General features: G+C 66.6%; 8 protein-coding genes. 4 read left to right on the forward strand and 4 right to left on the reverse strand.

Annotation, left to right across the window (positions count from 1 at the left end):
* Positions 1-157: 157 nt before the first annotated feature.
* Positions 158-886: a 4'-phosphopantetheinyl transferase family protein gene (locus tag C167_RS0100490; RefSeq protein ID WP_017516331.1), complete on the reverse strand. Its 729-nt coding sequence runs from the start codon at positions 884-886 to the stop codon at positions 158-160.
* 239 nt (positions 887-1,125) lie between these two features.
* Entirely contained in the window at positions 1,126-1,926 is an 801-nt protein-coding gene (locus C167_RS0100495) for a dienelactone hydrolase family protein (RefSeq protein ID WP_017516332.1), read from the reverse strand.
* A gap of 199 nt (positions 1,927-2,125) precedes the next feature.
* Here C167_RS0100495 and C167_RS0100500 point away from each other — a divergent pair, with 199 nt between their 5' ends.
* Positions 2,126-2,797: a polysaccharide lyase family 7 protein gene (locus tag C167_RS0100500; RefSeq protein WP_017516333.1), complete on the forward strand. Its 672-nt coding sequence runs from the start codon at positions 2,126-2,128 to the stop codon at positions 2,795-2,797.
* Positions 2,794-4,002, forward strand: coding sequence for a lytic murein transglycosylase (locus C167_RS0100505; RefSeq protein ID WP_017516334.1), 1,209 nt, complete (start codon positions 2,794-2,796; stop codon positions 4,000-4,002). Before C167_RS0100500 ends, C167_RS0100505 begins: the two co-directional genes overlap by 4 nt.
* Before the next feature lie 74 nt (positions 4,003-4,076).
* Here the strand turns inward: C167_RS0100505 and C167_RS0100510 are convergent, their stop codons facing one another.
* Together C167_RS0100510 and C167_RS0100515 are read right to left on the reverse strand one after the other, a co-directional pair.
* The gene (locus tag C167_RS0100510) at positions 4,077-5,285 is read right to left on the reverse strand and encodes a lytic murein transglycosylase (protein ID WP_017516334.1); all 1,209 of its coding nucleotides are present in this window, start codon (positions 5,283-5,285) and stop codon (positions 4,077-4,079) included.
* Positions 5,282-5,953 carry a polysaccharide lyase family 7 protein gene (locus tag C167_RS0100515; RefSeq protein ID WP_017516333.1) on the reverse strand — a complete coding sequence of 224 codons (672 nt, stop codon included), beginning with the start codon at positions 5,951-5,953 and terminating at the stop codon, positions 5,282-5,284. The genes C167_RS0100510 and C167_RS0100515 overlap by 4 nt, the downstream gene beginning before the upstream one ends.
* A 199-nt stretch (positions 5,954-6,152) precedes the next feature.
* Here C167_RS0100515 and C167_RS0100520 point away from each other — a divergent pair, with 199 nt between their 5' ends.
* Both C167_RS0100520 and C167_RS0100525 read left to right on the forward strand, forming a co-directional pair.
* Positions 6,153-6,953, forward strand: a complete 801-nt coding sequence (locus C167_RS0100520) for a dienelactone hydrolase family protein (RefSeq protein WP_017516332.1) — start codon at positions 6,153-6,155, stop codon at positions 6,951-6,953.
* Positions 6,954-7,192: 239 nt separating this feature from the next.
* Positions 7,193-7,921, forward strand: a complete 729-nt coding sequence (locus C167_RS0100525) for a 4'-phosphopantetheinyl transferase family protein (protein WP_017516331.1) — start codon at positions 7,193-7,195, stop codon at positions 7,919-7,921.
* The last annotated feature ends 157 nt before the right edge of the window (positions 7,922-8,078 follow it).

The raw sequence follows: 8,078 nt of genomic DNA on the forward strand, positions 1-8,078 counted from the left end.
TTCAGGGAGAGGGCGGGGGAGAGGGAGGGTCAGCGCAGTAGTTTCCTAGTCGGTAAGGCGCATAATCTGGAACAGGTTATCCGCCGTCGATGGTCGGCGGACAACGCTGGAGCGTCATGCGCCCTACGGAAGCGCAGGGCGGCGCGTTCCGTGGCTGTCAGCCGGCTCGGCGGGCGTCGATCGCCGGAATGGCCACCAGGCTCAGCAAGCGCTCATCGAACAGGCTGAACTGCCCGGCGATCTCCTTGCCGTGGTGCCATTCCTCCGACAGGTCGGTGAGCAGGCGCAGGCGGGCTTTGCCGCCGGCGCACCAGCTCAGCAACTCGGCATGCTCGAAATAGAAGCGCTTGCGCACCAGCGGGAAGAGCGCCTTGAACAGGCTCTCCTTGAGGGAAAAGGTGAGGGTGACCTGCAGAGCCGCCTGCCGTGGATCGAGGCGTGCGAGCTCATCTGGCGTCAGGATTTCCCCGGCCAGCCGTTCCGCTCGTGCGCTTTCCAGGCGGTTCTCCACGTCCAGGCCCAGCCCGCGCCAGTGGCTGCTGCGTGCGACGATGGCCGCTGCCCAGCCGTCACCGTGGGTGATCGAACCGCAGAAACCCGCCGGCCAGATCGGGGCGCGTTCCTCGTCCGTTCCCGGCACCCAGGCCGCCGAGCCCGCCGCCAGCAGCGCCGCGCGGGCGCAGAGGCGCCCGGCGAGGTATTCGGCCTTGCGCTTGGCCACGGAGCGCTGGATGTTCGCTGGCGCCTCGATGCGGCTCAGGGTGAAGTCCCCGGCCTGCAGGCGCTGGCGGTCGAAGCGGGTACTGCGCAAGTGGCAGCCCGCCAGCGGCGTGGGCAGGGGCCAGTCGGCGTCGAGTGGCGTACAGAAATCGGGGAGGGCGGTCATGGGAGCATTCTGCCGCGCCAGAACGTGGCTCACCAGTCACGCGGCACTTACATTCGTTTGCAAACCTTCACCAAAGGCGTACGGATTCGTCTGACCAGCTTTGTCACACTGCACGCCGCGTTCCCAAGGGGACGCAGGTGAGGTTGTTGTTGGAGTGCCGCCAAGGCGGGCTCTGACCTTAGACACTTGATTGAGTGCGGGAGCCCGAATGGGCTCCCGTTTTTTATTGCGCGGCGTTTTTAAGCGCCCTCGGGCTTCACGTCGAAGATTTCCTTGAAGAACGCCTGCAGGTCAGCCCAGGACTTCTGGTCGGCGGTCTTGTCGTAGCCCACGTCCAGGCCATGGCCCTTGTGCTTGTCGGCGTCCGGGCTGGTGAAGCTGTGCTTGGCGCCCGGCTGGATGACCAGCTTGTAGTCGGCCTTGGCGTTGTCCATCTCGCTTTTGAAGGATGCAACGCTTTCCGCCGGTACCAGGGTATCGGCGCCGCCGTGTTCGACCAGAATTTTCGCCTTGATCGCCCCCGGCTGCGCCGGCGTCTGGGTCGCCAGCACGCCGTGGAAGCTGGCCACGCCGGCCAGCGGCAGGCCGGCGCGGGCCATGTCCAGCACTACCTTGCCGCCGAAGCAGTAGCCGATGGCGGCAATCTTGCTCGGGTCGGTCTGCGGCTGTTTCTTCAGCAGTTCCAGGCCAGCCTGGAAGCGTGCCTTGGCGGCGTCGGCGTTCTTCAGTGCCTCGGCCATGAACGCCTTGGCGTCGTTGGGGTGTTCGGTGTGCTTGCCACCGCCATACATGTCGATGGCCAGGGCGCTGTAGCCCAGTTCGGCGAGGTCGCGGGCGCGGCGCTTGGCGTAGTCGTTCAGGCCCCAGAACTCATGGACGACGATGACGCCGGGACGGATGCCGGACTTGGCGTCGTCGTAGGCGAAGTAGCCGATCATTTTCGTGCCGTCAGTGGATTCGTAGGGTATTTCCTGGGTCTTGATCGCGGCGGAAGCGCTGGCTGCGAAGGCAAACAGCAGCAGGGCGGTGAGCAGGCGCATGGTGTCTCTCCGTGGCATTGGCGGTGGCGATGGCGGAATCCAAGAAGATAGCCGGTGATGGGGAAAACGCCCGCGGGTTTTGCCCGCAGCCGCTCAAGGGCGCACTTGTCGGTCGAGATTCGGATAGCTGGATGAGTGAAAAGTCCGACAGCCTCGTCTACCCTTGCGTCCATGTCCTGACCCGCGAAGCGATAGGCCGATGTTGGACCTGAGCACCTGGAATCTGACCATTCCCCAACGCGGCCCGGCCGCGACCATTTCCACGGCAAAACTCCGCCGTGACTACCAGAGCCCGTATTTCCGCCGTAGCGCCGATGGCGTGGAGTTCTGGGTGCCGGTGAACGGAGCCCATACCAGCGGCAGCGAATATCCCCGTACCGAGCTGCGCGAGACCCGGGCCGATGGTCGCCTGGTAACCTGGCGCTATCCGCTGGCGGAGAACCTGATGGTCGCCACCCTGCGCGTGGAGTCCGTGCCCTCCAGCCGGCGCATGGTGATCGGGCAGATCCACAGCAACGGCGGCGGCAGCGCCGAGGCCCTGCCGCTGGTCAAGCTGGTCTACCAGCAACGCCTGGACAAGGCGCGGGTACAGGCGCTGGTTCGCGATCGTCCCGACGACATCACCACGCGTACCTACACCGTCTATGACGGCATCCCCCTGGGCGATACCTTTACCTACCGGCTGGGCGTATCCAGCAGCGGAGTGCTGAGCGTGCAGGTCGAGAACGGCCAGGTCAGCCAGCAACTGGATACCCAATGGGCCTACCAGGGCCTGTACTTCAAGGCAGGCCTCTACCTGCAGGACAATCGCGGGCCCGCCAGCGAAGGCGGGCGTGCCACCTTTACCGATCTGAGCATCCGACACCAATGAAGACTTCTTCCATCGCGCGCCGCGCTTCCCTGGCCTTGTCCCTGCTGTTGCCGGCGGCACTGGCGCAGGCAGCGCCGGGCGACGATTTCGGCTCCTGCCTGAACCGCCTGCAGGGCGCCGCCCAGGCCAAGGGCGTCAGCGCCGCCAGCTTCGCGCAGTTCACCAAAGGGCTGCAGCCGGACATGAGCGTGCTGCCGCTGCTCGACGCCCAGCCCGAGTTCACCACGCCGATCTGGGATTACCTGGCCGGGCTGGTGGACGAGCAGCGCGTCGCCGACGGCAAGGCGCGCATGGCCGAACATGCCGACCTGCTGCGCAAAGTCGCCGCGCGTTACCAGGTCGACCCGGCCACGGTGGTCGCCGTGTGGGGCGTGGAGAGCGATTACGGCCGCATCACCGGCAAGCGCCCGCTGCTGGTGTCGCTGTCGACGTTGTCCTGCTACGGGCGGCGCCAGTCGTTCTTCCAGGGCGAATTCATCGCCACCCTCAAGCTGCTGCAGCAGGGCGATATCCGCGACAGCGGCATCACCGGCTCCTGGGCGGGCGCCTTCGGCCAGACGCAGTTCATGCCGTCGACCTACGCGCGCATCGCCGAGGACTTCGACGGCGACGGCCACCGCGACCTGGTGGGCAGCACCGCCGACGCCCTGGCGTCCACCGCCAACTATCTGCGCAAGGCCGGCTGGCGCGAAGGGCAGCCCTGGGGCTACGAGGTGAAGCTGCCGGCGGGCTTCGATGCCTCGCTGGCCGGGCGCACCAAGCGCCGCGCGCTGTCGGACTGGACCAGCCGTGGCGTGCAGCGCATCGATGGCAAGCCGATCCCGAGCATCGATTCCAAGGCGGCCATCCTGTTGCCGGCGGGCGCCAATGGCCCGGCCTTCCTGGTGCTGCGCAACTACGACGCGATCTATTCCTATAACGCGGCGGAAAGCTATGCGCTGGCCATTGCCCTGCTGTCCGACCGTCTGCGCGGCGAGCCGGGGCTGCGCGCGCCATGGCCGACAGACGACCCGGGCCTGAGCCGGGCGCAGCGCAAGGAGCTGCAGGAATTGCTGATCCAGCGCGGCTATGACATCGGCCAGCCCGACGGCATGATCGGCGACGTGACGCGCAAGGCGATCCAGCAGGAGCAGAACAAGCGCGGCCTGACGCCGGCGGACGGGCGCGCGGGGCAGAAGATTCTCAAGGCGTTGCAGGGCGGTTGATAGGCGCCGTCTCTTCATGCGTAAGAGGCCCCGGCATATGCCGGGGCCTCTTACGCATGAAGAGACGGCGCCTATCAACCGCCCTGCAACGCCTTGAGAATCTTCTGCCCCGCGCGCCCGTCCGCCGGCGTCAGGCCGCGCTTGTTCTGCTCCTGCTGGATCGCCTTGCGCGTCACGTCGCCGATCATGCCGTCGGGCTGGCCGATGTCATAGCCGCGCTGGATCAGCAATTCCTGCAGCTCCTTGCGCTGCGCCCGGCTCAGGCCCGGGTCGTCTGTCGGCCATGGCGCGCGCAGCCCCGGCTCGCCGCGCAGACGGTCGGACAGCAGGGCAATGGCCAGCGCATAGCTTTCCGCCGCGTTATAGGAATAGATCGCGTCGTAGTTGCGCAGCACCAGGAAGGCCGGGCCATTGGCGCCCGCCGGCAACAGGATGGCCGCCTTGGAATCGATGCTCGGGATCGGCTTGCCATCGATGCGCTGCACGCCACGGCTGGTCCAGTCCGACAGCGCGCGGCGCTTGGTGCGCCCGGCCAGCGAGGCATCGAAGCCCGCCGGCAGCTTCACCTCGTAGCCCCAGGGCTGCCCTTCGCGCCAGCCGGCCTTGCGCAGATAGTTGGCGGTGGACGCCAGGGCGTCGGCGGTGCTGCCCACCAGGTCGCGGTGGCCGTCGCCGTCGAAGTCCTCGGCGATGCGCGCGTAGGTCGACGGCATGAACTGCGTCTGGCCGAAGGCGCCCGCCCAGGAGCCGGTGATGCCGCTGTCGCGGATATCGCCCTGCTGCAGCAGCTTGAGGGTGGCGATGAATTCGCCCTGGAAGAACGACTGGCGCCGCCCGTAGCAGGACAACGTCGACAGCGACACCAGCAGCGGGCGCTTGCCGGTGATGCGGCCGTAATCGCTCTCCACGCCCCACACGGCGACCACCGTGGCCGGGTCGACCTGGTAACGCGCGGCGACTTTGCGCAGCAGGTCGGCATGTTCGGCCATGCGCGCCTTGCCGTCGGCGACGCGCTGCTCGTCCACCAGCCCGGCCAGGTAATCCCAGATCGGCGTGGTGAACTCGGGCTGGGCGTCGAGCAGCGGCAGCACGCTCATGTCCGGCTGCAGCCCTTTGGTGAACTGCGCGAAGCTGGCGGCGCTGACGCCCTTGGCCTGGGCGGCGCCCTGCAGGCGGTTCAGGCAGGAGCCGAAATCGTCGCCCGGCGCTGCCTGCGCCAGTGCCGCCGGCAACAGCAGGGACAAGGCCAGGGAAGCGCGGCGCGCGATGGAAGAAGTCTTCATTGGTGTCGGATGCTCAGATCGGTAAAGGTGGCACGCCCGCCTTCGCTGGCGGGCCCGCGATTGTCCTGCAGGTAGAGGCCTGCCTTGAAGTACAGGCCCTGGTAGGCCCATTGGGTATCCAGTTGCTGGCTGACCTGGCCGTTCTCGACCTGCACGCTCAGCACTCCGCTGCTGGATACGCCCAGCCGGTAGGTAAAGGTATCGCCCAGGGGGATGCCGTCATAGACGGTGTAGGTACGCGTGGTGATGTCGTCGGGACGATCGCGAACCAGCGCCTGTACCCGCGCCTTGTCCAGGCGTTGCTGGTAGACCAGCTTGACCAGCGGCAGGGCCTCGGCGCTGCCGCCGCCGTTGCTGTGGATCTGCCCGATCACCATGCGCCGGCTGGAGGGCACGGACTCCACGCGCAGGGTGGCGACCATCAGGTTCTCCGCCAGCGGATAGCGCCAGGTTACCAGGCGACCATCGGCCCGGGTCTCGCGCAGCTCGGTACGGGGATATTCGCTGCCGCTGGTATGGGCTCCGTTCACCGGCACCCAGAACTCCACGCCATCGGCGCTACGGCGGAAATACGGGCTCTGGTAGTCACGGCGGAGTTTTGCCGTGGAAATGGTCGCGGCCGGGCCGCGTTGGGGAATGGTCAGATTCCAGGTGCTCAGGTCCAACATCGGCCTATCGCTTCGCGGGTCAGGACATGGACGCAAGGGTAGACGAGGCTGTCGGACTTTTCACTCATCCAGCTATCCGAATCTCGACCGACAAGTGCGCCCTTGAGCGGCTGCGGGCAAAACCCGCGGGCGTTTTCCCCATCACCGGCTATCTTCTTGGATTCCGCCATCGCCACCGCCAATGCCACGGAGAGACACCATGCGCCTGCTCACCGCCCTGCTGCTGTTTGCCTTCGCAGCCAGCGCTTCCGCCGCGATCAAGACCCAGGAAATACCCTACGAATCCACTGACGGCACGAAAATGATCGGCTACTTCGCCTACGACGACGCCAAGTCCGGCATCCGTCCCGGCGTCATCGTCGTCCATGAGTTCTGGGGCCTGAACGACTACGCCAAGCGCCGCGCCCGCGACCTCGCCGAACTGGGCTACAGCGCCCTGGCCATCGACATGTATGGCGGTGGCAAGCACACCGAACACCCCAACGACGCCAAGGCGTTCATGGCCGAGGCACTGAAGAACGCCGACGCCGCCAAGGCACGCTTCCAGGCTGGCCTGGAACTGCTGAAGAAACAGCCGCAGACCGACCCGAGCAAGATTGCCGCCATCGGCTACTGCTTCGGCGGCAAGGTAGTGCTGGACATGGCCCGCGCCGGCCTGCCGCTGGCCGGCGTGGCCAGCTTCCACGGCGTGCTGGCGACCCAGACGCCGGCGCAGCCGGGGGCGATCAAGGCGAAAATTCTGGTCGAACACGGCGGCGCCGATACCCTGGTACCGGCGGAAAGCGTTGCATCCTTCAAAAGCGAGATGGACAACGCCAAGGCCGACTACAAGCTGGTCATCCAGCCGGGCGCCAAGCACAGCTTCACCAGCCCGGACGCCGACAAGCACAAGGGCCATGGCCTGGACGTGGGCTACGACAAGACCGCCGACCAGAAGTCCTGGGCTGACCTGCAGGCGTTCTTCAAGGAAATCTTCGACGTGAAGCCCGAGGGCGCTTAAAAACGCCGCGCAATAAAAAACGGGAGCCCATTCGGGCTCCCGCACTCAATCAAGTGTCTAAGGTCAGAGCCCGCCTTGGCGGCACTCCAACAACAACCTCACCTGCGTCCCCTTGGGAACGCGGCGTGCAGTGTGACAAAGCTGGTCAGACGAATCCGTACGCCTTTGGTGAAGGTTTGCAAACGAATGTAAGTGCCGCGTGACTGGTGAGCCACGTTCTGGCGCGGCAGAATGCTCCCATGACCGCCCTCCCCGATTTCTGTACGCCACTCGACGCCGACTGGCCCCTGCCCACGCCGCTGGCGGGCTGCCACTTGCGCAGTACCCGCTTCGACCGCCAGCGCCTGCAGGCCGGGGACTTCACCCTGAGCCGCATCGAGGCGCCAGCGAACATCCAGCGCTCCGTGGCCAAGCGCAAGGCCGAATACCTCGCCGGGCGCCTCTGCGCCCGCGCGGCGCTGCTGGCGGCGGGCTCGGCGGCCTGGGTGCCGGGAACGGACGAGGAACGCGCCCCGATCTGGCCGGCGGGTTTCTGCGGTTCGATCACCCACGGTGACGGCTGGGCAGCGGCCATCGTCGCACGCAGCAGCCACTGGCGCGGGCTGGGCCTGGACGTGGAGAACCGCCTGGAAAGCGCACGAGCGGAACGGCTGGCCGGGGAAATCCTGACGCCAGATGAGCTCGCACGCCTCGATCCACGGCAGGCGGCTCTGCAGGTCACCCTCACCTTTTCCCTCAAGGAGAGCCTGTTCAAGGCGCTCTTCCCGCTGGTGCGCAAGCGCTTCTATTTCGAGCATGCCGAGTTGCTGAGCTGGTGCGCCGGCGGCAAAGCCCGCCTGCGCCTGCTCACCGACCTGTCGGAGGAATGGCACCACGGCAAGGAGATCGCCGGGCAGTTCAGCCTGTTCGATGAGCGCTTGCTGAGCCTGGTGGCCATTCCGGCGATCGACGCCCGCCGAGCCGGCTGACAGCCACGGAACGCGCCGCCCTGCGCTTCCGTAGGGCGCATGACGCTCCAGCGTTGTCCGCCGACCATCGACGGCGGATAACCTGTTCCAGATTATGCGCCTTACCGACTAGGAAACTACTGCGCTGACCCTCCCTCTCCCCCGCCCTCTCCCTGAA

This window comes from Pseudomonas nitroreducens TX1, from assembly GCF_000313755.1.
In the GTDB taxonomy this organism is placed as follows: Bacteria; Pseudomonadota; Gammaproteobacteria; order Pseudomonadales; family Pseudomonadaceae; genus Pseudomonas; species Pseudomonas nitroreducens_A.